This is a genomic window from Pseudarthrobacter sp. H2 (assembly GCF_050157045.1).
In the GTDB taxonomy this organism is placed as follows: domain Bacteria; phylum Actinomycetota; class Actinomycetes; order Actinomycetales; family Micrococcaceae; genus Arthrobacter.
The window spans coordinates 1,153,304-1,176,963 of the sequence record NZ_CP189594.1 but is presented as its reverse complement, the minus strand read 5'-3'; the positions used below and the strand labels follow the sequence as shown (position 1 = coordinate 1,176,963).

The 23,660-nt window shown below is 65.5% G+C and carries 20 protein-coding genes and 2 tRNA genes; 6 read left to right on the top strand and 16 right to left on the bottom strand.

The genetic code is table 11. The annotated features are described in order from the left end of the window. Positions 1-306: 306 nt before the first annotated feature. The 3 genes from ACQCSZ_RS05530 to ACQCSZ_RS05520 all read right to left on the bottom strand — a co-directional run bounded on the left by ACQCSZ_RS05530 (position 307) and on the right by ACQCSZ_RS05520 (position 1,247). A tRNA-Glu gene (locus tag ACQCSZ_RS05530) sits at positions 307-379 on the bottom strand. Positions 380-509: 130 nt separating this feature from the next. Then, a tRNA-Gln gene (locus tag ACQCSZ_RS05525) sits at positions 510-581 on the bottom strand. A 450-nt stretch (positions 582-1,031) separates the two neighbouring features. Further along, positions 1,032-1,247 carry a hypothetical protein gene (locus tag ACQCSZ_RS05520; RefSeq protein ID WP_427007068.1) on the bottom strand — a complete coding sequence of 72 codons (216 nt, stop codon included), beginning with the start codon at positions 1,245-1,247 and terminating at the stop codon, positions 1,032-1,034. Between the two features lie 695 nt (positions 1,248-1,942). Here ACQCSZ_RS05520 and ACQCSZ_RS05515 point away from each other — a divergent pair. The 3 genes from ACQCSZ_RS05515 (at position 1,943) to ACQCSZ_RS05505 (ending at position 6,407) form a co-directional block, all read left to right on the top strand. Further along, the gene (locus ACQCSZ_RS05515; RefSeq protein WP_427007067.1) at positions 1,943-2,893 is read left to right on the top strand and encodes a hypothetical protein; all 951 of its coding nucleotides are present in this window, start codon (positions 1,943-1,945) and stop codon (positions 2,891-2,893) included. Between the two features lie 92 nt (positions 2,894-2,985). Next, positions 2,986-4,428 carry an IS1380 family transposase gene (locus ACQCSZ_RS05510; protein ID WP_427006199.1) on the top strand — a complete coding sequence of 481 codons (1,443 nt, stop codon included), beginning with the start codon at positions 2,986-2,988 and terminating at the stop codon, positions 4,426-4,428. 482 nt (positions 4,429-4,910) lie between these two features. Further along, a complete protein-coding gene (locus tag ACQCSZ_RS05505) occupies positions 4,911-6,407 on the top strand; it encodes an excalibur calcium-binding domain-containing protein (RefSeq protein ID WP_427007066.1) in 1,497 nt (498 codons plus the stop codon). 116 nt (positions 6,408-6,523) lie between these two features. On the opposite strand, the gene ACQCSZ_RS05500 is transcribed toward ACQCSZ_RS05505, so the two are convergent. The 6 genes from ACQCSZ_RS05500 to ACQCSZ_RS05475 form a co-directional block, all read right to left on the bottom strand. Beyond that, positions 6,524-7,258, bottom strand: coding sequence for an HAD family hydrolase (locus ACQCSZ_RS05500; RefSeq protein ID WP_427008259.1), 735 nt, complete (start codon positions 7,256-7,258; stop codon positions 6,524-6,526). Between the two features lie 2 nt (positions 7,259-7,260). Then, a complete protein-coding gene (gene gltX, locus ACQCSZ_RS05495; RefSeq protein WP_427007065.1) occupies positions 7,261-8,796 on the bottom strand; it encodes a glutamate--tRNA ligase in 1,536 nt (511 codons plus the stop codon). 138 nt (positions 8,797-8,934) lie between these two features. Next, positions 8,935-9,540 carry a PadR family transcriptional regulator gene (locus tag ACQCSZ_RS05490; RefSeq protein WP_427007064.1) on the bottom strand — a complete coding sequence of 202 codons (606 nt, stop codon included), beginning with the start codon at positions 9,538-9,540 and terminating at the stop codon, positions 8,935-8,937. Between the two features lie 352 nt (positions 9,541-9,892). Further along, a complete protein-coding gene (locus ACQCSZ_RS05485) occupies positions 9,893-10,474 on the bottom strand; it encodes a lytic transglycosylase domain-containing protein (RefSeq protein ID WP_427007063.1) in 582 nt (193 codons plus the stop codon). 321 nt (positions 10,475-10,795) lie between these two features. Next, positions 10,796-12,403, bottom strand: coding sequence for a hypothetical protein (locus tag ACQCSZ_RS05480; protein ID WP_427007062.1), 1,608 nt, complete (start codon positions 12,401-12,403; stop codon positions 10,796-10,798). Between the two features lie 296 nt (positions 12,404-12,699). Beyond that, positions 12,700-14,259, bottom strand: coding sequence for an IS1182 family transposase (locus tag ACQCSZ_RS05475; protein WP_427007061.1), 1,560 nt, complete (start codon positions 14,257-14,259; stop codon positions 12,700-12,702). 192 nt (positions 14,260-14,451) lie between these two features. Between ACQCSZ_RS05475 and ACQCSZ_RS05470 the strand changes: the two genes are divergently transcribed. From ACQCSZ_RS05470 to ACQCSZ_RS05460, 3 genes are read left to right on the top strand one after another with little or no spacing between them, the layout of a single operon-like run. Continuing rightward, positions 14,452-15,000, top strand: coding sequence for a hypothetical protein (locus tag ACQCSZ_RS05470; protein WP_427007060.1), 549 nt, complete (start codon positions 14,452-14,454; stop codon positions 14,998-15,000). Next, positions 14,997-15,482, top strand: coding sequence for a hypothetical protein (locus ACQCSZ_RS05465; RefSeq protein WP_427007059.1), 486 nt, complete (start codon positions 14,997-14,999; stop codon positions 15,480-15,482). Before ACQCSZ_RS05470 ends, ACQCSZ_RS05465 begins: the two co-directional genes overlap by 4 nt. Then, positions 15,479-16,057, top strand: coding sequence for a hypothetical protein (locus ACQCSZ_RS05460; RefSeq protein WP_427007058.1), 579 nt, complete (start codon positions 15,479-15,481; stop codon positions 16,055-16,057). The genes ACQCSZ_RS05465 and ACQCSZ_RS05460 overlap by 4 nt, the downstream gene beginning before the upstream one ends. 40 nt (positions 16,058-16,097) lie before the next feature. Here ACQCSZ_RS05460 and ACQCSZ_RS05455 read toward each other — a convergent pair whose 3' ends face one another. From ACQCSZ_RS05455 to metG, 7 genes are all read right to left on the bottom strand, one after another. Then, on the bottom strand, positions 16,098-16,874 hold the full coding sequence (locus ACQCSZ_RS05455; protein ID WP_427007057.1) for a fumarylacetoacetate hydrolase family protein: 777 nt from the start codon (positions 16,872-16,874) through the stop codon (positions 16,098-16,100). Positions 16,875-16,884: 10 nt separating this feature from the next. Beyond that, positions 16,885-17,673: an MBL fold metallo-hydrolase gene (locus ACQCSZ_RS05450; RefSeq protein ID WP_427007056.1), complete on the bottom strand. Its 789-nt coding sequence runs from the start codon at positions 17,671-17,673 to the stop codon at positions 16,885-16,887. A gap of 54 nt (positions 17,674-17,727) precedes the next feature. Next, positions 17,728-19,059 (bottom strand): polysaccharide deacetylase family protein, encoded by a 1,332-nt coding sequence (locus ACQCSZ_RS05445; protein WP_427007055.1) that lies wholly within the window; start codon positions 19,057-19,059, stop codon positions 17,728-17,730. A gap of 99 nt (positions 19,060-19,158) precedes the next feature. Next, positions 19,159-19,533 (bottom strand): DUF1304 family protein, encoded by a 375-nt coding sequence (locus ACQCSZ_RS05440; protein WP_427007054.1) that lies wholly within the window; start codon positions 19,531-19,533, stop codon positions 19,159-19,161. Between the two features lie 157 nt (positions 19,534-19,690). Continuing rightward, positions 19,691-20,803, bottom strand: a complete 1,113-nt coding sequence (locus ACQCSZ_RS05435; protein ID WP_427007053.1) for a branched-chain amino acid aminotransferase — start codon at positions 20,801-20,803, stop codon at positions 19,691-19,693. 113 nt (positions 20,804-20,916) lie between these two features. Further along, positions 20,917-21,969, bottom strand: coding sequence for a 3-isopropylmalate dehydrogenase (locus ACQCSZ_RS05430; protein WP_427007052.1), 1,053 nt, complete (start codon positions 21,967-21,969; stop codon positions 20,917-20,919). A gap of 126 nt (positions 21,970-22,095) precedes the next feature. Continuing rightward, complete coding sequence (gene metG, locus ACQCSZ_RS05425; protein ID WP_427007051.1) at positions 22,096-23,655, bottom strand: methionine--tRNA ligase; 1,560 nt, start codon at positions 23,653-23,655, stop codon at positions 22,096-22,098. Positions 23,656-23,660: the final 5 nt, after the last annotated feature.

Here is a 23,660-nt window from a genome sequence, read left to right as displayed (position 1 = left end):
AGTCATGCACGTCATGTTCTGCCAGTGAGCTTGGAAAAACCTTGCGGATGACCCCCGAGGTCGTGGCGGTCCGGTCCGGAGAGCTTGACCATTGGCATCGGCGCTACGGCACCGGCCTCATTGCGGAAGAAGCCCTCAGCCCGTAAGGCTGTCCAGGACACACCTGGCACGCCCCGTAATTTGCACACGTTTTGTCCTATACCTCCAGTGCTTGGCCCAACTGGGATAAGGAGGCTGATCGCTTAGGCCCAAAGTGCTGGGCAAAGAAAAACGGCCCCGGGCTGATGCCCGGGACCGTTTCATCTGTGACCCCAGCGGGATTCGAACCCGCGTTACCGCCGTGAGAGGGCAGCGTACTAGGCCGCTATACGATGGGGCCGCGTACTCTCCAGAACGGCATTCCTGCCGCTCATGCTAAGCGATTACTTCATACACTCAGCAAGTGTTTCAAATCGGCAAGCCGGTTCAAAACCCCTGATATACCGCGGAAGTCCGCGGATACTTCAGAGCTGGGATACCAGGACTCGAACCTAGAATGACGGTACCAGAAACCGTAGTGTTGCCAATTACACCATATCCCAATGGAACTTTCGGGCCGGATCGGTGGGCCTAAACCCGCGCTCCCGGCGCCTCAGCACGAGTAATTACTTTACCCGAGAGTTTCGCCCCGCACAAATCGAGGGTCTCATCGATCCCAACACGGGCCCAGTGGTCGCCGTTATTGCCCCGCATCCAGCCTCGGACCCGTGAAACCCTTGCCAATCCGCCCCGGACAACTCTAATCTCGGGAAGTTACCGTTGAGTAACCCTTCCTCCTCCGCTCTGTTTAGGGCAGCACCGCGGATTTTTTCGACTGTCGTCTGCATCACACTTGCTGCTGCAGTTCGCCGTAGAACATGGTCGGGAATCGGGCGCCGCGGCCATGGGAATACTGGCACTGGCTCAGTGGGCACCTCCTTGCTGCGGACGAAGAGCCCTCGGGCGGACGCCGCTTAGGCAGGCTGGAGCTAAACCTGTCCGCGATCTAGCGTTCAGTATGCGCTGGATGTGAGGTCCAGGCTGGTTACCTGGGGCATGGTGAGTTTCAAGATGGTCAGGGTCTTGCCATCGGGGCAGGGACCGCGGTTAAGGACCGAGCCGACCGGGAGCCCGGTTAGGACGATGGTGATGGCCTGTCTGTCGCGGCGGTGCACGGCCCTGTTGGTCCCGAGACTCAACGCGGCGTCGGTGACCCACGGCCAGGTCATATCCCGGGCGGCGGTGGACCGGATGACGTCCTTAACGACGATACTCGTGCTGCCGTGGGTCGCGGTACTGGTGCCGGGCAGGGCCTAGCGCAGGTCCACCGACGCCGCAGAAGACGACAGTGCCCTGATCGGCGCGACCGCAACGCTGGGCTGGTTTACCCCGGCGAACGCCAGGTGAAGTGCGCCGAGGTCCCCGGTTTCCAGTACGTATAGGGCGCGACAGATGGATCCAAACGGATCGAAAAAGTTGTCGATCGCGCGGCTGATAACGGTCGCTCGGTGAATGAGATCCTCAACCGAGAAACTGGGTGCGAAAACACCTTCTTCTACTGCTGCCCTAGGAATACCCAGCCTATGAATTGGCGGAAAATTCCACACGAGTGCCCACTACCCGAATATGGTCTAGGGCAATAGGCATTCCCGTCGGGGCCACTCGCTTGAAGCTGTGGGGTACTTGGCGGAACCCCTGCCGCCGTACTCGGCCATCTCGGAAGCCATATCCAGGCGACCGCCCCGTCAGCTCCGGGCATCCACCCCATGCCAAGACACGTAGCCGAGGTCATGGGGCGGTAATCGATGCAGCGGTTCTCGCCGTGGCATAGTTCTCTCAGTTGAATGTTGAAGTTGTTCGAATAATTGGGGGATTCGTGTCCGAGTTTTGCCGCGCTACAACCGTCTCATCGTGGACACGACGCTTGGCGGCAGCCCTTGCGGTCGCCGTGGCTGCCACCGCCGCCGGCGTCTTGCCTGCCTACGCTGCCGTCGAAGGCCCGGTAGTCCTGAACACATCGGTGTCGCACGAGCCTGCAGAGGTCATTGACCGGCCTATGAAAGTCGCCACGCAGAATGCCCTTGCCCCGCTCACGCCCACCACGCCGACTGATTCCGGCGAGTACAACCTGACGCCGACTATTTCCGGTACGGCCGCCGTGGGGCAGACGCTGAGCCTCGAGACCGGCACCTGGCCCCCGGGCACCACGTTTATTTATCGGTGGTATGCCGACGGTGCTTCGCTGCCCGGGGTTACCGGTTCCACTCTGGTTCTGGGCCCGGAGCATGCCGGCAAGGCGATCACCGTCCATGTCATCGGGTCCTGGTCGACCTTGGGCGGAGGCTCGGTGCAAACCTATGCCGACACTGAGCCTACGGCCAGTGTCGGCGACGGTACGCTCGCGGGCAGCACCCCGGCGGTGTCCGGCGGGCCCACGGTGGGGCAGACGTTGAGTGTTGAGACCGGCACCTGGACCGAGGGCACCACGTTTGCATATCAGTGGCTGGCCGACGGTGCTCCGGTGGTGGGGGCCGCCGGTCCCATTTTGGTCCTGGGTCCCGACCATGCCGGCAAGTCGATTACGGCCCGGGTCACCGGGTCCAAGCCCGGCTACACGCCAGAGTCCCGCACGAGCGAGCCTACGGCCAAGGTCGCCTACGAGGCCACCCCGGCGGCCGTCACGTTCACGGACAAAAACGGTACGAAGGACGACAGTTACACGGTCCCGGCCACGGCCGGGGTTGACTATCTGGTCGGGGGAAATGTTGTCCCTGCGGGAACCTACCGGGGCGCCGGCGCGCTGGTGGTGTACCCAGCGGCTCGGGAGGGTTATCGGCTGGCCCCTAGCCCGGGGTTTTCATCAATGTTGGGCTGACGGGTGTGTTTAAGAGACGAAAAGGTGCTCTGACAAGGGAAAATAGGGGTGTCTACGCCGTTATTTCCGTGTCTTGAAGGAGCACCTTTTCGATGCACCAGCCTACCAAGGTTTTCCCGTCCGTCCCGGTCACTTTCACCGGCCAGTCTCTGGTCTCCCATGCCGGAGGACGGATCCTGACGTCATTCATCGACGCCCTCGGGTTCCGGGATCTGTGCGAGGACCGGCTCGGGCAGTTCGTGCCCGCGATGGCCTCGCACCGGCCCGGGAGGCTGCTCGGGTCGCTGGCGGTGATGCTCGCCGCCGGCGGCGAGCATGCCTCCGACCTGGACATCCTGCGCTCCCAGCCCGGCGTGTTCGGCCAGGTGCCCTCGAACGCGACAGTCTCGCGGTTCTTCGAACGCACCGTGAAGAACCCGGACGTCTTCGATTACGGCTTTTCGACCCTGGCCAAGGAACTGCGGACCCGGGCCTGGGAAGCCGCAGGGGACCGCAGCCCCGCGGTGAAGGCGACGGCCGCGGACCCGCTGCTCATCGACCTCGACGCCACACTGGTGACCTCGCACTCGGAAAAGGAACAAGCCACCGGAAACTACAAGGGCGGGTTTGGATTCGCCCCGTTCACCGCCAGCATTGATTATGGTGCCGGCAGCGGCACCGGGGAGGAACTCGCGGTGCTGCTGCGCCACGGCGGGGCAACCGCGAACAACGCCGAGGACCACATCCGCATCTTCGAGGCCGCCATCGCCGTCCTGCCCGACGCCCTCTACGGTGAGGACGAGGAACTGGACGGGGAGAAGATCCTGGTCCGCACCGACAGCGCCGGCGCGTCCCGGAAGTTCCTCTGGTACCTGCATTCGCGCGGCGTGCAGTTCTCCGCCTCGTACCCGGTTCCGGTCGGCAAGGCCCACATGATCGACTGGATCAACGACAAGAAATACTGGCAGCCGGCCCTGGACCAGGACGGGGTCGAACGCGACAACGCCTGGGTCATCAACGCCACCCAGGTGATCCCGCTCCAGGACTACCCGCCCGGGACGAAGATCTTCCTGCGCGCCGAACCGCTGCACCCCGGCGCGACACCGACCCTGCTCGACATCGACGGTCACCGTGTGACAGCGTTCCTGACGAATGCCCCGCGCTGGCACGGACCTTTTCTGGATGCCCGGCACCGGGCCCGCGGCCGGGCCGAGAACCGCATCAAAACCCTAAAGAACACCGGGCTCGGAAAGCTCCCCTTCTTCGATTTCGCCGCCAACCAGGCCTGGGCCAACCTCGCGGTCCTGGCCGCGAACCTGGTCTCCTGGCTCCAGCTCACCGCCCTGCCCGACGGCCACAAAGCACGGGGCTGGGACATCAAACGCTGGCGCTACCGGCTCTTCGCCACCGCCGGGAAAATCATCACCCGCGCCCGCCGGAACCACCTGCTGCTGCCCGCCGCCGCGCCGGAGCAACCCCTCATCGCCGCCCTGCTCGAAGCCATCAGCCGGATCGCCGCGGCCGCGAACCGCCCCGCACCCCTGCTGCGGACCTGACACCACAGCCCCCCGGACAATCACGAGCAGGAAAGAAGAACACCAACGGGATCAGTGGAAACCCGCGCACCGCCCGGCGCCCCCGGGCCTTCAGCCACGCCCGAAATCCGATTCAGCCCGCCGGGACGGCAAAAACCAGGCCCGGCGCCCCGACCGCCATCCGATGAAAAATCCGGGCTAGTACTCCGATTTTTTGGGGCACGACATTTACGTCCACGCCGTACCTGACCGCCGCCGCTGATGTCACTTTCGTGGATCTCGACGGGACGGGAGCCTTTGGCAACAGTTACACGATTCCCGAAAGTCAGGGCGTGGACTACGTACTGGACGGCAAGGTTATCCCCGCGGGAACCTACCCAGGTAAAGGCAGCGTAACCGTCGTTGCAAGTGCACGACCTGGTTACATTCTGCTCCCGCTGGGGAACACGAGTTGGACACATACGTTTCCAGCGGATCTTTCACAGGCTGATCCTGTCCCTGCCGTGCAGTCTCCGATAGCTCCGCCAGCCGTGGTCTTCGTGGATGCGGTCGGTACAGCAAACGACACGTACACCATCCCGGCGATGGCGGGTGTTGACTACCTGGTCGGTGGAAAGGTCGTCCCTGCGGGAACCTACCCGGGCACCGGCACCGTCACGGTGACCGCGAAGGCGCAGACCGATTACGGCCTGGCCCCGGGCGCACCGGCGTCTTGGACGGTGACGTTTAAGGATTCGCTGGCCGGGGCTGCTCCCCGGATCACCGGTATCGCCAAGGTCGGGTACACCCTGACCGCCAACCCCGGTATCTGGTCACCGGCCCCGGTCACCCTCCGCTACCAGTGGTACCGTGCCGGCATTGCCATCGTCGGCGCCACCGCAGCCACCTACAGGCCCACCAATACCGACGCCGGGGCGACCCTCACGGTCCGGGTCATCGCGTCCAAGACCGGCTACACCACGGTCGGCAAGCCCTCCGCCGCGACAGCGGCAGTGGCCAAGGATTCGCTGGCCGGGGCTGCTCCCCGGATCACCGGCACCGCCAAGGTCGGGTACACCCTGACCGCCAACCCCGGTATCTGGTCACCGGCCCCGGTCACCCTCCGCTACCAGTGGTACCGTGCCGGCATTGCCATCGTCGGCGCCACCGCAGCCACCTACAGGCCCACCAATACCGACGCCGGGGCGACCCTCACGGTCCGGGTCATCGCGTCCAAGACCGGCTACACCACGGTCGGCAAGCCCTCCGCCGCGACAGCGGCAGTGGCCAAGGATTCGCTGGCCGGGGCCACTCCCCGGATCACCGGCACCGCCAAGGTCGGGTACACCCTGACCGCCAACCCCGGCACATGGTCACCGTCCCCGGTCACCCTCCGCTACCAGTGGTACCGTGCCGGCATTGCCATCGTCGGCGCGACCGCGGCCACCTACAGGCCCACCAATGCCGACGCCGGGGCGACCCTCACGGTCCGGGTCATCGCGTCCAAGACCGGCTACACCACGGTCGGCAAATCCTCCGCCGCGACAGCGGCAGTGGCCAAGGGGTCGCTGGCCGGGGCCGCTCCGTGGATCACAGGGGTGTTCGAGGTCGGGTACACGCTAACCACAGGCGTCGACCCTTGGTCGCCGTCGCCGGTCACGCTGAGGTACCAGTGGTATCGGTCCAAGGTAGCCGTTGTCGGGGCAACGAACGCTACCTATACACTCACGGCTGCCGACGCCGGTGCCACCATTACAGTGAAAGTCATAGCATCCAGGACCGGGTACACCACCGCCGGGGCGACCTCGCCGGCAACATCAAAGATCGCCAGTGGATATGTACCGCCGGCACCCGCACCATACGAGCCCCCGGCACCCGCACCGTACGAACCCCCTGCACCCGTTGCCTACTACGCGAACTGCGATGCAGTCCGAGCCGCCGGCGCGGCGCCTCTGTATGCCTCTCAGCCAGGCTACCGGGGCGCACTGGACCGCGACCGGGACGGTATTGCGTGCGAATAATTCGCTACCAATCCTGATCAGCTGCCCAATCGCCAGACCGTCCGCGGGCAGTCTGAAGCCTTGTGCAAGGAGAAACCCCGCCATCATGGTGAGCTGGCGGGGTTTCCTGTCGGGAGTCAGGCCAGCAGCTCCAGCAGGGAGCCGACCTCGCGGCCGCGGAAGCCCGGGGCCGGCTCCCCGCCGCGGTTCAGCCAGACGCCCAGGAGGCCGGCCGCCGTCGAGCCTTCAGCGTCCAGCAGGCGGTTGTCCCCGATGTACAGCGTTTCGCCGGCGCCGGTGCCCAGGCGCCGGACGCCCTCCAGATAAATGGCCGGGTCCGGCTTCGGGACGCCGACGGTGTCGGTGCCCACCAGGACGCTGATGCGTGCCAGCCCGGCGGCGTCCAGCTTCACGCGCTGGTAGTCGTGGACATTGTTGCTCACGGCGCCATACGGGATGCCGGCGGCGTCCAGGGCGTCGAGCAGCGGCGTGACGTCGTCGAAGGCCCGGATGTAGCTGTGCTGGAGGCTCGCGTAGGAGCTGACCCAGTGCTGCGCCGGCTCGCCCGGCTCCAGCTCCACGCCGAAGTGCCGCAGCGCGGCCCCCCCGCGGAGCAGGCGTTGTTCGTTGAAGCTCAGCTCGCCGGCCAGGTAGCGGTCGTAGAAGTGGGTGGTCTCGTGGGTGAAGATCCGTCCGAACTTCTCCCACCCGGCCTGGTCCAGGCCGGGCAGGAGGTGCTCGCTGACGTCGCGCAGCGCCGTCGTCATGGCGAACTCGAGGTCCACCAGGGTGTCATCGATGTCGAAGAGGACACCGCGGACGGCGCCGAGGCCGGTGGCCAGGACGCCGTCCGCGGCCTCGGGTGCGGTCATCATCAGCCGCGGAACGCCCGCAGCCGGGCCAGGGACGAGTCCTTGCCCAGGATGACCATGGATTCGAACAGCGGCGGGGAGATCCGGCGGCCGGACACGGCCGTGCGGACCGGGCCGAAGGCCAGCCGCGGCTTGACCCCGAGCCCCTCCACGAGGGCTTCCTTCAGGGCGGCCTGGATGTTTTCGGCGCTCCAGTCTTCCAGGGGCTCAAGCGCCGCCAGGGCCGCGTCGAGGACCTCGGCCAGGTTCTCCGGGAGACCCTTGCGGGCGTCATCGGCGACGTCGATCGCGCCGTCGTCCTTGAACAGGAAGGCGAGCAGTTCGGGGGCCTCGCCCAGCAGCGCGATGCGCTCCTGGATCAGCGGTGCCGCCTCGGCGAGGATCGCCTGCTGGCGGGCGGTGAGGGTGTCCCCCACGAGGCCCGCGGCCTGCAGGTACGGCACGAGCCGGGCGCGGAAGTCGTCCGGCTGGAGCATCCGGATGTGGGTGCCGTTGATGGCCTCGGCCTTCTTGATGTCGAAGCGGGCCGGGTTGGCCAGCACATCCTTGACGTCGAAGTGCTCGATCAGCTGCTCCACGGTGAAGATGTCCTCGTCCGCGGAGAGGCTCCAGCCGAGCAGGGAGAGGTAGTTGAGCAGGCCCTCGGGGATGAAGCCGCGGTCCCGGAGCAGGAACAGGTTGGACTGCGGGTCACGTTTGGAGAGCTTCTTGTTGCCCTCGCCCATGACGTAGGGCAGGTGCCCGAAGACCGGCATGTAGCTGGCGACGCCGATCTCGATGAGCGCGCGGATCAGCACGACCTGCCGCGGGGTGGAGGAGAGCAGGTCCTCGCCGCGGAGCACGTGGGTGATGCCCATCAGGGCGTCGTCGACGGGGTTGACCAGGGTGTACAGCGGGGATCCGTCCGCGCGGACAATGACGTAGTCCGGGATGCTGCCGGGCTTGAAGGTGATCTCGCCGCGGACCAGGTCGGTGAAGGTGACATCCTCATCCGGCATCCGCACGCGGAGCACGGGCTGGCGGCCCTCGGCCTTGAACGCCGCCAGCTGCTCGGCAGAGAGCTCGCGGTCGAAGTTGTCATAGCCGAGCTTGGGGTCGCGGCCGGCGGCGCGGTGGCGCGCCTCGACCTCCTCCGGCGAGGAGTAGCACTCGTAGGCGTAGCCGGCGTCGATCAGCTTGGCGACGACGTCCTTGTAGAGGTCCAGGCGCTGTGACTGGCGGTACGGCTCGTGCGGGCCGCCGACTTCCACGCCTTCCTCCCAGCTGATGCCGAGCCATTTGAGGGCCTCGAGCAGCTGCTGGTAGCTCTCCTCCGAATCGCGCGCCGCGTCCGTGTCCTCGATCCGGAACACGAAGGTGCCCTTGGTGTGCCGGGCGTGCGCCCAGTTGAAGAGGGCGGTGCGGATCAGGCCGACGTGCGGGGTGCCGGTGGGCGACGGGCAGAACCGGACACGGACGGGGGTCTCGGCGGTGACCGCGGCAAGCGCGGAGCCGGGGGCTTCGCTGGGGGCGGTGTGGGGCGCGGAAGGAGTAGTCATAGTGACTCCAACTTTACCGCCTGCCCGGACGCGAACCCCGATCACCGTGCCGCCGGGGAGCCGACGTCCGGCGCGGGCTGCTGGAGGCCGTTCCGGCACCAGCAGCCGACGCCGGAGTTGGTCCGGCGGCTCATGGAGCTAGTCGGCGAGGATGTGGTACAGCGCGCGGCGCGTTTCGTCGATTTTTTCCATGGCGGCATTGCGTTGTTCATCGGTTGCCGAGAAACGGAACTGGTGGATGACTCCCATGAGCTTTCCCACGCTCTGGTGGAACGCGGGCCCGGAGCCCTGTGGATCGGTGTTCCACGCGTTGTCCAGGTCCTCGGCGTGCTCGGTGACGTACGCCCTTCCGGCATCGGTGAGCGTGAACTCGGTGCGCCGGCCATCGCCGACCGGTGTGATGAGTTCTTCATCAACGAGCTGCTGCAGCGTCGGGTAAACGGAGCCCGGGCTTGGCCGCCAGGCGCCGGACGTTTTCTCCGCGATCGTCTTGATCAGCCCGTAGCCGTTCGATGGCGATTCGGCCAGGAGGGAGAGAATTGCCGAGCGGACATCGCCCCTGCTGGCCCGGCGTGATCCGCCAGGACCAAAGCCCGGCCCAAAACCGGGGCCAAACCCCGGGCCAAATCCGCGGCCCGGCCCGAACCCGCCGTGTCCATGGGGTCCGCGGCGGCTCCTGCCGCGTTCGAAGCGTTCCCTTTCCGGTCCGAATCCTGTGAATTTGTTGTCGTGTATGCCTTTCATACGGGCATCGTCCTTCCACTACCGTTGAGGTTTTTCTGATTGTCACCGATCCTTCGGCGATACTTAAAGATATATCGGTACGTATCGCCGGTCAAGGGTGGCGTTGATGAGTTTTGGCGCGGAGTGCAAGTCCGGGGTCAGGAGTGAGTGCGCCGGACTGGTGATCGATTCATCGCGGAGATTCTCGAATCCGTATTCGGCGCTGACATCAGAGGTCAGCTCGACTGGTGTGTGTCTCTCAGATACGTGGACCCATGGCTGGAGAACTTGGGGCATGTCTCCGCAGGTTACGAGAGGGGGCTCAATGATCCGCCTTCGGATCCTCACCGCCATGGCCGTCAGCCCGGTGGACTTATCCGGCGGTGCCCGACTTGGCGGCGTATGCGGTGGCCTGGTCGCGTACCTGGCCCATGTAGGAATCGGACTGGTTGTAGGAGTAGATGGCATCGGTCCACCCTTGGGCGGTGGTGAGGTCGCGGCCTTGGGCGCACAGGTAGTTGGCTGCACTGAGGGCGGCGTCGTCGATGTTGAAGGGGTCGGCTTTTCCGTCTCCGTTCCCGTCCCGCCCTGCCAGGTGCCAGGTGGACGGAATGAACTGCATTGGTCCGACGGCGTGGTCCCAGAGGGCGTCGCCGTCCAGTGCGCCAGCGTCCGTATCAGGGATGGCGGCGAAGCCGTCCCCATTCAGGCTCGGGCCGACGATCGGCCTGCTCGCCTGCCCGGTAGTGGTCAGGCTTCCGCCGCCGTGAGTTCCGTGGGCGGATTCGATATAGCCGATGGCCGCCACCGTATTCCAGCCAACCCCGCACGTCGGAGCGGCATCGTTCGCCTTGCCGGCCGCAGCCACGTAGGCCTGGAGCGCGCGGGCAGGGATATCGGTCTGCGCGGCAGCCCGGATAAGCCACTGGGCGTCCGCGCTCCGGGTTATGTTCACGGCGGCCGTGATGCCAGCGGACAGCGTTTCGAGTTTCGCCTCCGACCGCGGCGGCGGAGCAAAGGCCCCGCGGGTCTCCGAGCCGGACACTCGGAGTGCCCAGAATGAGAACGCTGTGGTAACGCAAACCGCCAACAGACCGAAAACTGCAAGGCGTTTTAGACGGAGCACGGACTACTCGAAGCCCAGGTCAGCGAGCCGCCGACCCCGGGGCGTCCTGACAGTCGCGACGGTGTCGCCATCCTCCACGGCTTCATCCAGTTCAGGAGACGCGCCCTAGCGTTCCTTGGGGGTCAGAACTTTGATGTTTGTCTTGAGTTTTCAGGCGGCGTTTACCATTCTTGCATCGTCGATGTAGCCGCGGACGTGCTGATCGATGGTCGACAGGGCGCGGCGCAGCGGTAGCGGTGCGGGCGGTTTGTCGGCGGCCAGCAGCGGACGCAGCAAACGGTTGTGGACCTTGGTGTAGAACAAGGCGACGCGCTGGCCCTCGGCCGTGATGTCGTACGTGTTGCTGTGCGGGCGTCGTTCGATGAGCCCGTTGCGGCGCAGTCTCGCGAGGTCGTAGCTCATTTGGTTGGCGTTGTAGCCGGTGCCCAGCAGATGGTTCACCCGGGCACGCAGGCTCCGGTGGGTGAATCCGAGGGCGGTGAGGCTGACACATAATGCGCCGAGCAGAGCCATGACCCGTGGATCGCCGAACCGCAAGGCCGGGGCCCTCCTGCCATCCTCGGTGAGGGTGGACTGTGCGACCCGCTCAAAGGCTGGGCTCGCAAGGACACAGCCCTGCCCGACACGTTCAGTATCGAGCAGGCGGGCATTGATGTCACGGGCTTTGGATTGCAGCTCGGGCAGATGTTCCAGGCGGCGGTGGCAGGCCAGGTCGTCCGGTGAGTTCACGACGGTCTCGATGCGCAGCGCACGGCCGTCCTTGAGGTACTGCTTGATCCGTGAATGCTTGTAGAAGGCGTTGATGGTGACGTCGGTGTCGCGGGTGACGACCTTGGTCTTGAATACCTCCTGGGTCCGGCGCAGGCGCCCGCGGCGGATCTGCCGGCCGAAGACCATTTCGAGTGTCTCGGGCCGGCCGAGGTCGAGGTTATCCGTCACGAGCGCTTCGAAGAAGGCCCGGGCACGCCGGGGTGCGTCGAAGACCAGGGTGCGGGAGATCTCGATCTGGCGCATGGACAGTTCCCACCAGTACCCGGCGTCCGCGTCGTGATCGGTCAGCGGCAGCGGGAGCACGGCGAGCCAGCGCTGGAAGAAGACCTCGATGGTGCCCGGGCCGAGCCGGTCGCAGATCTCCTGCAGCGCCTGCGGATCCTCGCAGGAGGCGAATCCGTTGGAGAGTTCGGTGAAGGCGATTCCCGCGTGTGTGGCTTGGCGCTTGGCCCACTCGTGCCCGTTGATCCAGACCTTGATCGGATACGGAAAATACGCGCAGACCTTGATGAACGCTGCACCGAAGTCGGTATCCCAGAGATAGAAGTAAAAGCACGTTACCCGCCGGTCTGCCTTATGGAAGCCGAACCACGGGATTCCATTGGTGCCCTGGCGTTCGGCGGAGGCGAAGACATTCTGGTACTCCTGGGCCACCCCGACCGCGACGACTCCGGACCGGCCAACCCTTTCCTGGGCGGCCATATAGCGGCGCATCACATCGATCTTCCGGTCCTCCTTGGCGAAGCGGATCAACGGGACATGGTTGGCCTCGGCGAACGAATTCACCGAGCGCCGGAACGCGGTGCCGATCTTTTCCAGGATCGCAGGCGAAGGGATTCGATAACCCAGATGTCTGGTCATGAACGAAACGACCTGGCCGCCGACCTGCAGGTTCGGAACGTAACCGTTGAGGTAGATCCGGTCCAGGCACTGAATATCCAGTGTCACATGGCCTTCGAGGACCTCGTTGACATTAACCATCACCATCACCGCATTCGTCGGCCGCTTTCCGAATACTTCCAGAATGCACCGCAGCGGACCGGCCGTTATCAGCAACAGCCAGCCAATCACCTCGGCGGTCAGAGGCGAAGCCTCACTGGGAGACTGCTGAACAACGCGGCAGTGGGGCGGGCGGAACGCCACCAATGGCCGTCAAGCGGCGTGTTCTGGTCAGCACCTTTCGGGTGCGACAACGGGGTCGTTCCGCCCGCTTGCGTTCATTCTGCCTCAGATGTGGGGCGTCATCCAGTGGTGGGATTGATTGGCCGGGTTCGAGCGGTGGATTATCCCAGCGCCCATGATCCCTCGTTCATGGTCAGTCCGAGGGCGAGGAGGCGTCGCAGGTTTAGTCCCGCGATCCGTAGGTGCAGCCAGGCGTTGTTCCGTGTGATGCCGCGGTGGGGAACGCGGCGGTTGCCGCGGGTGAGCCAGGCGATGGACCGCTCGACCATCGGCCGGTGGGTGCGGTAGTCGTGCTTGAAGGCCGGATCCGTGGCGCGTTGACGGTGTTCGCGTTGCAGGGCGTCGTGTTCGTGGAGAACGAGTTTGCGTCCCCGTGGGGAGGCGGTGCACCGGGCTCTGAGAGGACAGCCGGTGCAGGCTGCGCCGAAGGTGACTCGTCGTTTGGCGGTGATAGCGCGGGTGATGTTGTGCGGGCATGTCACGGTGCGGGCAGCCTCATCGACGGTGAAGTCATCGAGGGTGAACCCGCCTTCGACGGCAGGGCGGAGGGGCCATGGTTTGATCACTGGGATATGCGCGGTGCGGGCGAGAGCGGCGAGCATTTCCCCGGAACCGTAGGCCGAGTCGGCCAGGACGTCGACGCTGGTGCCGGCGATCGTGGGGTCCATGGCGATCAGCCGGGCACCGACGGCCCCGTCGCTGTTCTCCGGTCCGGAGGCCTTGGTCAGTTCGGCGGCGGTGATCAGCCCGGTGTCGGGCTCGATGACAATATGGGCCTTGAATCCTTCTTGCTGACGGGACTGGGTCTTATGCGCGTGCCGGGTGTCCGGGTCGACGGTGGAGATTAGCCTGTCGGGAGCGACCTTGCGGGCGATACGCCACCGCCCGTCGGTCCCGTCCGAATCCTCTGCCGGTTCCACGTCCTGCCCGGCGACGAGTGCAAGCAGCGCGTACGCATCGGCTGCCTTGCCGTCCAAGGTCTCGGGATCGACCGCGGCCAGCAGTGCCAACGCGTCAGTCACCAGCGCCGAAACAAGCCCGTCCTTGGCATCTTGGTCGTCCCAGGCGATGTCCGGTTTGCCGGTGCGCGTGTAGTCATACCCCCTGGCGTGGGTGCTCAGCAGGTCCTGGCCGTCAGGGACATCACGGCCGAAGCGGCGGATCCCCGCGATCAGCTGCGTGACCGAGTCCTGCCTCGCCACCGCGTCATCAAGGACCGTCGAATCCACCGCCCGCCGACGCTTGCTCTTCAGGATTCCGGTGTCCGCCACGACTTCGGCGATGGCCTCCATGATCCGGTGCGGGTTTCCCGACCCGGCCAGACGCCTTCGCCAATAGGTCAGCGTGCTCGGGTGGAACGCGGTATCAGTCAACCTGTATCCGCACGCGGCCTTCCAGCGTAGATCGTAAGTCAAAGCCTCAGCGGTTTCCCGGTCAGAGAGCCCGAGCAATGCCTGCAACACCAGCACCGAGCCGATGACCGGCGCCGGAACTGAAGGCCGGCCCCGCCGCGACGGAAAGAGGTCCTCCATCATCGAATCCGGAAACAGGCGCCCCCGATGCTTGGCCAGAAAAGCGAAGACGCTGCCCGGAGCCAACAACTCACCAGCCAGCGCCTCCACATCCAAATACCCGCGTTGCGCGTCCTCGCGTCCTTGCATAAGACCAGTCTTAATCACCAGCCTCACGAGTCCAGCCGACGCGCCCACCCCGCGATTATTTCAGCAGTCTCCCAGGGAGGCTTCGCCTCTGACCGCCGAGGTGGGTGGTTGGCTGTCGCTGATGACGGCCGGTCCGCTGCGGTGCATTCTGGTGGTGTATCGGAGGCTCGTAGAGGGGACGCGGTGATTGTGGTGGCTAATGTCAATGATCTCCTCGAAGGCCACGTGGCCCTGGATATTCAGTGCCTGGACCGGATCTATCTCAACGGCTACGTCCCGACCCTGCAGGTCAGCGGTCAGGTCGTTTCGTTCATGACCAGGCATCTGGGCTATCGGATCCCTTCCCCGGCAATCCTGGAAAAGATCGGTACGAGCTTTCGCCGATCGGTGAATTCCTTCTCCGAGATCAACCACGTCCCTCTGATCCGCTTCGGCAAGGAGGACCGGAAGATCGACGTCATGCGCCGGTACCTGGCCGCCCAAGCGAAGACCGGCCGGTCCGGGGTCGCAGCGATCGGAGTTGCCCAGGAATACCAGAATGTCTTCGCCTCCACCCAGCGCCAGGGCACCAATGGAATCCCGTGTTTTGGCTTCCATAAGGCAGACCGGCGGGTGACGTGCTTCTATTTCTATCTCTGGGATACCGACTTCGGCCCGGCGTTCGTCAAGGTCTGCGCGTACTTCCGTATCCGGCCAAGGTCTGGATCAATGGCCACGAGTGGGCCAAGCGCCAGGCCGTGAAGGCCGGGATCGCCTTCACTGAACTCTCCAACGGATTCGCAGCCTGCGAGGATCCGCAGGCGCTGCAGGAGATCTGTGACCGGCTCGGCCCGGGCACCATCGAGGTTTTCTTCCAACGCTGGCTCGCCGTGCTCCCGTTGCCGCTGACCGATCACGACGCGGACGCCGGGTACTGGTGGGAGCTGTCCATGCGCCAGGTCGAGATCTCGAGGACCCTGGTCTTTGACGCTCCCCGCCGGGCCCGGGGCTTCTTTGAGGCACTCGTCGCGGACAACCTCGATATCGGCCGGCCCGACAGCGTCGAACTCATCTTCACCGGTCATGCGCCCCACAGCCGTCCCGGACGCCCGCCCGTCCCCGGACTCTGCAAGACCAAGATTGTCACCCGGGATACCGACGTCACCGTCAACGCGTTCTACAAGCACTCCCGCGTGAAGCAGTACTCAAAGACGGCCGTGCACTGCGTATCGAAACCGTCGTGAACTCGCCCGATGACCTGCGTTGCCACCGCCGTCTGGAACATCTGCCCGAGCTGCAGACCAAAGCCCGTGACATCAACCGCAGGCTGCTCGATACTGAACGTGTCGGGCAGGGCTGTGTCCTTGCGAGCCCAGCCTTTGAGCGGGTCGCGCTCCCCACGCTTACCGCGGACGGGAAGAGGGCTCCGGCCTTGCGGTTCGGCGACCCCCGGGTCATGGCCCTGCTCGGCGCCTTATGTGTCAGCCTTACCGCCCTCGGATTCACCCATCGGAGCCTGCGTGCCCGGGTGAACCATCTGCTGGGCACCGGCTACAGCAGCAACCAAATGAGCTACGACCTCGCACGCCTTCGCCGCAATGGACTCATCGAACGCCGGCCTCACAGCAACACCTACACCCTGACCGCCGACGGCCAACGAGTCGCCCTGTTCTACACCAAGGTCCACAACCGGCTCCTGCGACCCCTCCTGGCAGCCGACAACGTCCCCGCGCCAACACCACTACGCCAAGCCCTGGCAACCATCGACCGCCACGTCAACAACTACATCGACGATGCCCGAATCCAAAAGGCTGCCTAAAACTCAAGACAAACATCAAAGTTCTGACCCCCAAGGAACGCTAGCGGCGCACCACCGGGTTGGAGAGGCGGCCGATGCCCTCGATCTCCACCTCGTAGCGGTCCCCCGCCTGGACCAGGCCGACGCCGGCCGGGGTGCCGGTCATGATGACGTCGCCGGGCAGCAGGGTGAAAGCCTGCGAGACGAGGGACACGAGCTCGCGGACGCCGCGGATCATCTGGTTGGTGCTGCCGTCCTGGCGCAGTTCGCCGTTGAGCCGGCCCTGGATCCGCAGGTCCTCGGTGTCGAGTTCGGTCTCGATCCACGGCCCCAGCGGCGCCGAGGTGTCAAAGCCCTTGGCGCGGGCCCACTGCAGGTCCGTCTTCTGGACGTCGCGGGCCGTGAGGTCGTTGCCGCAGGTGTAGCCGAAGACGACGTCGTCGACCCGCTCTTCGGGCACGTCCTTGCAGATCCGGCCGATGACCACGCACAGTTCGGCCTCGAAGGACACTTCCTCGGAGAACTCCGGCAGGATGATCGGATCGTTGGGGCCGATCACGGAGGTGTTCGGCTTCAGGAAGAGCAGCGGCTGCTTCGGGACCTCGTTGCCGAGTTCCTCGGCGTGCTCCACGAAGTTGCGGCCGACGCCGATGACCTTGCTGCGGGGAATGATCGGTGCCAGGAGGCGGACATCCTCCAGCTTGTGCGTCTCGGCAGTCCGTTCCACGCCGTGGAAGAAGGGGTCGCCCTTGATGACGGTGACTTCCTCGCTGCCGGGGTCACCGTCAACAATGCCGTAGAGGGGATCAGAATCGACTACAAACCGGGCGATGCGCATGGCCCCAAGCCTACCTGCTGCGGGACCGCAGATAGTCGAGCTGGGCGGCCACGGAGAGTTCCGCCGCCCGGCGCACCGCCGGGCCGACGTCGGCGTAGACGACGTCGGCCACCGCTTCGGGCGCGGCGTCCCGGCCGAGGAGTTCCAGGGCGGCGCGGATCTGCGCGAGGCGTTCCTGCCGGTGGTCACGGTAGGCGCGGGCCACGGTGTCCAGTGCCGGCAGCACGGGACCGTGCGCGGGCAGGACGGTGGCCGGCCCGAGGCGTTCCAGCCGGTCCAGGGAGTCCAGATAGTCGCCGAGGGTGCCGTCGGGGTAATCCAGGACCGTGGTCCCCTGCCCCAGGATGGTGTCCCCGGTCAGCACCGATCCGGTCGGGCCGTCGTCGGGCAGGTGGAAGGAGACGGAATCGGAGGTATGGCCCGGAGTCGCCAGCACCCTGATTTCCACCCCGGCCCCCTGCAGGACCTCGCCGTCCCGCAGCGGGCTGCCCGCGTGGCAGTGGGCCGGGTCCGCGGCGCGCACGGGGGCGCCGGTGATTTCGGCGAAACGGGCGGCGGCGGCGGTGTGGTCTGCGTGCCGGTGCGTGATGAGGATGAGCTCAACGGCCCCGGCCTGCGCCAGCTCCTGCAGGTGCTCCTCGTCGAGGGGCCCCGGATCCACCACGACGGTCGCTGCCGCGCCGGGAGCCGCGATCAGGTAGGAGTTGGTGCCGGCCAGGCTCATCGGTCCCGGATTGGGCGCCAGCCGGAAGCGCGTCAGTTCGCTGCTGCGGAGGATTCTAGGGTTGTCCGTGGTCACGGTTCCATCTTTGCACCCGGCGGGCCGGCTGGCACGGGGCTCCTGTCCCGGCTGCTAGGCAGCGAGCAAACGGGGTTCCTGCACGTGGAGTTCCCCGCCGGAGACTGGCGTTATGCGAACCCGGACTCGCGGAGTTCCGGTGAGCGGCAAAATGATGTATTGATGCACCTGTTGGAAGCCCGCCGCCGGAGACAGGGTGATGGTCTTTGCAGCATTGAATGATCCCGGGGAGGCTGGGTCAAAAACCTCGATTTTGACCCGCAGCCCGGTGGTCGAGCGCATCGAGATGCGAAGCTGTCTGGCCGAGCCAGCGTACACACCGGTTGGAACGTCTTTGTACAGGGCCGTGGAGATCGAGCCGCGTCGTGCGTAGGTGACTCCTGAGTCTGTGAGCCGAGCCCAGTTAGCAGCTGCCCCGTTCCACCCGTTCCACCCGGCTTTGAAACTTGCACTGACGGACAGAAGGTCGTGGCGAGACGACGTGGTGAAGCTTGACATCATGAGCCCGGTGGTCGTGAGTATTTCCAGTCGACCCGCATCGCGTTCGCGGGCGCACCAGGCGAAGAAGCCCTCGATAGCCTGCAGGTCGGTATCGTCCACGAGACTGGGGTGGTACATGAAACACACGCCGCGTCCCTGCTTCCGGGCGGCAGCGATGAATTCCGGCCCGCGGCGGGCATAGTCGGCGTTCTCAATGCCTACGTGGATGTTTCCCATGCTGTCCAGCGGGTTTCCCGTCATCGGCCAGTAGCCCGGAACATAACCCGTCGACATTGCGTGTTGTTGGGTAATCAGTCGCCCCGCGAGGTACTTCTGGAACGAAGACTGGCTCTTGCCGCCCTCGAAGCCGAGGTATTGCGTTCCGCCAACTCCTGCCGGAATAAACAGCTCAACGGGCAGCTTCGGCAAGGCTGTTGACAGTGCATTGCGTGAATACACGATTTCTTCCCGAAGACGCTGTGGTGTTGCAGCGTCAGTGTGGGTGGCACCGTGGTTGGCGATTTCAAGCCCGTTTTCAAGAGCCAGCGCCTGGAGGCGGGGGAACGACAGGTTAGTGCTGCCGTTGGCCCCGGTCTCAACCGTGAACATCTGAGACAGGGCAGCGATGGTGACCGGAATGCCGTACTTCCGGTGCAGAGGAAGGAGTCGAGATTCAAATTTGTTGAGGTGGTGGTCACAACGGAAGGCGACGGCCACTTTGCCGCCGGTTCCGATTGGGCCACCGCGTCGGGCCACAAATGCATCTACAAGCGGGCTGTTCGGCGTAAATGGATATGTTTCAGTTGCGCCGTGTGCGGCGCTAATTGGCGCGAGGCTGGCCGCCGCACCGAAAGCACCAGCGTAAAGGAAGCTCCGGCGGCTAAAGGCCTTAGAGTCGGTCGACATTACATTCCCCCATGTTCAGCTCGCAATGCCGGTCCCGCACTGGCTTCAATTAGCATAAGACACCACTGCCGACCCGGCACTTGATCCGCGTCGGCCAGATTACGCCAGCAGCTGGACGGTGATGACCAGCGGCGGGAGCGCCTCGGCGATCGCGCTCGCCCACAGCCGGCGCTCCGAGAGGAACAGGATGGCCCCCAGGATCACGTGGGCCACGCAGGTGAAGAGCAGAAGCGTCCGTCCCGCGGCGGCCTCGGTGCCGCCGAGCAGGAGGGCTCCGACGATGGTTCCGCTCCCCCAGATGACGTTGTAGAACCCGAGGTTGAAGGTCCGCAGCCGGACGGTGTCGGTGTCCTGGGGATCGGCGAGGAAGAACCGGTGGCGTCGCCGGTCCCGGATGAAAAAGGACTCGGCGACGCCGACGAAAATCAGCAGGACCCCGAAGGACACGCTGAGTACCTGGATGAGCCCAGTCATCTGCCCATTCTGCACCCGCGGCCGCCGCCCGGATAGGGCACAGTTGGGTTACGGTGCGTTCACCGGGGCCCTAAACGACGACGACGGCCGCCGCCTTCCGGTGGGACACCGTGTGGCGGGAGCCGCCGTCGGACGCTTAAAACCCTTGGAATACCGCCTAGGCGAGGCGGGTAAGCCAGCCGTGGGTGTCCTCCACGGTGCCGGTCTGGATGCCGAGGAGCGTCGCGCGGATGGCCATGGTGGTCTCCCCCGCCGTGGCGTCCTCGGAGCCGATGAACTCCGTATTGTCCTTCAGGACGCCGATCGGGGTGATGACGGCGGCCGTGCCGCAGGCGAAGACCTCGGCGATGTCGCCGGAGGCCACGCCGTCGCGCCATTCGTCCAGGGTGATCTTGCGCTCGGCGACGGGCCGGCCCATGTCCCTGGCCACCTGCATCACCGAGGACCGGGTGACGCCCTCAAGAATGGTCCCGGTCAGCGCCGGAGTGGCGAGCGAGCCGTCCTTCATGACGAAGAAGACGTTCATGCCGCCGAGTTCCTCGACGGCGTTGTCGTTGAAGTGGTCCAGGAAGAGGACCTGCTTGCAGCCGTGGGCCTCGGCCTCCTGCTGGGCGATGAGCGAGGCGGCATAGTTCCCGCCGCACTTGGCGGCTCCGGTGCCACCGCGGCCGGCCCGGGCGTACTCGCGCGAGATCCAGATCGACACCGGCTTCAGCTCGCCGCCGAAGTAGTTGCCGGCCGGCGAGGCGATGACGCGGAAGGACACCTCGCGGGCCGCGCGGACGCCGAGGAAGGCCTCGGTGGCGATCATGAACGGGCGCAGGTAGAGGGCTTCGCCGTCGCCGGAGGGCACCCATTCCTTGTCCACGGAGACCAAGTGGCGGATGGCTCCCAGGAAGTAGTCTTCCGGGATTTCCGGAAGGGCCAGGCGGCGGGCGGACTGGTTCATCCGGGCGGCGTTGGCCTCGGGGCGGAATGTCCAGATGGAGCCGTCCGCGTGGCGGTAGGCCTTGAGCCCCTCGAAGATCTCCTGGCCGTAGTGCAGCACCGCGGCGGAGGGGTCCAGGGAGATGGGACCGTAGGCCTCGATGCGTGCGTCGTGCCAGCTGCCCTTGCCGTCGGCGCCGACACTGTAGTCGACGATCGCGGTGTGGTCGGTGAAGTAGTTGCCGAATCCCGGGTTCGCCAGGATGGCAGTACGTTCTTCAGCGGACTTCGGGTTTGCCGAAAGCTGCTGGGTGAATTCGACGCCATGGGCAGTCTGGGTCATGGTTCCTCCACGGTCGGCTGCCGGGTGTAATACGTGGTTCATCGTCGGGCCACAGCAGCATTTTGGTGATTCGAAACAAGCTTACGCCGGTTGCGGGACCCCGCAGACGCTGCCTACACGGCGGCCGCGATTGCGTCACCGATGGCGCTCGTGCTGCGGAAGCCGCCGTCGCGGTTTTCGATGTCGGCGACGACGGCCGCCTCGATCTTCCTGGCCGCGCGGGCATGGCCGAGGTGGTCCAGCAGGAGCGCCGCGGACAGGATGGCGGCAGTGGGATCGGCCTTCTGCTGGCCGGCGATGTCCGGGGCCGACCCGTGGACCGGTTCGAACATGGACGGCGCGGTGCGTTCCATGTTGATGTTGCCGGATGCGGCGAGGCCGATGCCGCCGGTGACCGCGGCCGCGAGGTCGGTGATGATGTCGCCGAAGAGGTTGTCCGTGACAATCACGTCGAAGCGGGCCGGGTCTGTGACCAGGAAGATCGTGGCAGCGTCGACGTGGAGGTAGTCGTGGGTGACGTCCGGGAATTCCTGGGCCACGGCCTCAACGGTGCGCTTCCAGAGGTGGCCCGCGAAGACCAGGACGTTGTGCTTGTGCACGAGGGTCAGCTTCTTGCGCGGGCGGTCGTTGGCGCGGCGGAAGGCGTCCCGGACCACCCGTTCCACGCCATAGGCGGTGTTCAGGGACACCTCGGTGGCGACCTCGTGCGGCGTGCCGGCGCGCAGGGTCCCGCCGTTGCCCACGTAGGGCCCTTCGGTGCCTTCGCGGACGACGATGAAATCGATCTCGCCCGGGTTGGCGAGCGGGCTGCCGACGCCGGAGTAGAGCCGGGAGGGGCGCAGGTTGACGAAGTGGTCCAGGCTGAAACGCAGCTTCAGCAGCATCTCGCGTTCGATGATGCCGGAGGGTATCCGGGTGTCGCCGGGGGCCGCGCCGACCGCTCCGAAGAGGATCGCGTCCCGGGTGCGAAGGTCCGCGAGGGTCTCCTCGGGCAGCGTCTCGCCGGTCTCGAGCCAGTGCTCCGCGCCGAGCTTGTAGTGCGCCTGCGCCAGCACGATCCCCTCGGCGGCGGCGGCCTTTTCGAGGACCTTCAGGGCTTCGGCTATGACCTCCGGGCCGATGCCGTCGCCGGGGATAACTGCCAGGTCAATCGTGGATGCGCTCATCTTTTCAGGGTAGCCAAGGGATCCACATTCTGGTCAAGTTGTCTCACCATCCGAACATCCCGGCCCGGACGCTCCCTCAGCGTTCTTCAAGACGTGAGGGAGCGTCGGTGGCGGCGGTGGCGGAGCCTAGGCCTCGGCGGGCTCCTCGTACTTCGGGAAGACCGGGGCCGGGGCGGGCAGGGCCGTGCCGGCGGCGATGGGCGTTTCAAGAGCCGCGAACTGGCGGGTCCCGCCCTCGGGCTGTCCCAGCGTGTCCAGGATGGCAGCGGCCGCCGTCGGCATCACCGGCTGTGCCAGAATCGACACGATCCGCAGCACCTCCAGGGTGACGTACAGGACCGTGTTCATGCGTTCGACGTCGGTCTTGCGCAGCACCCAGGGGGCCTGCTCGGCGAAGTAGGCGTTGGTGTCGCCCAGGACAGCCCAGATTGCCTCCAGGGCGCGGCTGAATTCCTGCTTCTCAAAGGCGGCGCGCGAGATTTCCAGCAGCTCCCTGGCCTGGCCCAGCAGCGCGGTGTCTTCGGCGGAGAACGCGCCGGGGACGGGAACGCGGCCTTCGCAGTTCTTCGCCACCATGGACAGCGACCGCTGGGCCAGGTTGCCGAAGTTGTTGGCCAGGTCGGAGTTCATCCGGCCCACGATTGCCTCGTGGTTGTAGTTGCCGTCCGCGCCGAACGGGACCTCGCGGAGGAAGAAGAACCGCACCTGGTCCAGTCCGTACTGGGCCACGAAGTCCGCGGGTGCCACCACGTTGCCCAGGGACTTGGACATCTTGACGCCGTTGTTCTGCAGGAAGCCGTGGATCATGACCCGCCTGGGCAGTTCCAGCCCGGCGCTCATGAGGAACGCGGGCCAGTAGATGGCATGGAACCGGGAGATGTCCTTGCCGATCACATGGACATCTGCCGGCCAGAACTTCTTGAAGGAATCCGACTCAACGTCCGGGTAGCCGACGCCGGTGAGATAGTTGGTGAGCGCGTCGACCCACACATACATGACGTGGTTGTCGTTGCCCGGCACCGGAACGCCCCAGTCGAACGTGGTCCGGCTGATGGACAGGTCCTCCAGGCCGCGCCTGACGAAGCTGATGACCTCGTTGAACCGCGACTGGGGTGCACCGAATTCCGGGTGCGCCTCGTACAGCGCCAGCAGCTTGTCCTGGTAGGCGGAGAGCCGGAAAAAGTAGCTCTCCTCGGCCGTCCACGTGACCTCGGTGTCCGATTCGCGCGAGTAGCGCACGCCGTCGTCCTTGACCACGGTCTCGTCCTCGCCGTAATACGCCTCGTCGCGGACCGAGTACCAGCCTTCGTACTTGGACAGGTAGATGTCCCCGTTGGCCTCCATCTTCTTCCAGATGGCCTGCGATGCCGCATAGTGGTCGGCGTCGGTGGTGCGGATGAAACGGTCGTAGGAGATCCCCAGGGCCGCGTGCGCCGCCTTGTAGATCCCGGCGTTCCGGTCCACCAGCTCCTTGGGCGTGACGCCTTCCTTCTCGGCGGCCTGGGCGATCTTCATGCCGTGCTCGTCCGTTCCGGTCAGGAAGAAGACGTCGTGCCCGTCCAGGCGCTTGAAGCGTGCCATCGCATCGGTGGCGATGTACTCGTAGGCGTGGCCGATGTGCGGCACCCCGTTGGGGTACGTGATGGCCGTGGTGATGTAGAACGGGGTCTTGTCAGTTGAAGTCACTGGTT